1 protein-coding gene is annotated in these 245 nt (G+C 66.5%); it reads right to left on the bottom strand.

Features of this window, described 5'->3' with window-relative positions; all coding sequences use genetic code 11:
- A partial coding sequence (locus tag SB751_RS34155; protein ID WP_410749513.1) for an amidohydrolase family protein occupies positions 1-245 on the bottom strand: 245 nt, incomplete at both ends.

The following is a 245-nucleotide window of genomic DNA, read 5'->3' as shown; positions in this document are numbered from 1 at the left end:
CCAGCATCGCCCGCTGCAGCATGTCGCCATTGCCGTAGGGCCACCAGGCGTCCTGGATGTTGTCATTGCCGGTAAATACCCGCACACCGCCGTTACGCAGGCGCAGTACGGGTGGGAAAGCATGTTCGCCGGGGGCGTTGGTCATGATGGAGATGCCGGCGGCGGCCAGCACTTCGGCGGTGCGGTCGACGACAGCGTCGGATACGTCACCCAGGCCATAGGCGTGGCTGACCGCCACCAGGCCG

The organism is Cupriavidus sp. SIMBA_020 (assembly GCF_046535395.1).
Taxonomy (GTDB): Bacteria; Pseudomonadota; Gammaproteobacteria; order Burkholderiales; family Burkholderiaceae; genus Cupriavidus; species Cupriavidus campinensis.
The sequence above is the reverse complement of the archived record's forward strand: the minus strand, read 5'-3'. Positions and strand labels throughout refer to the sequence as shown.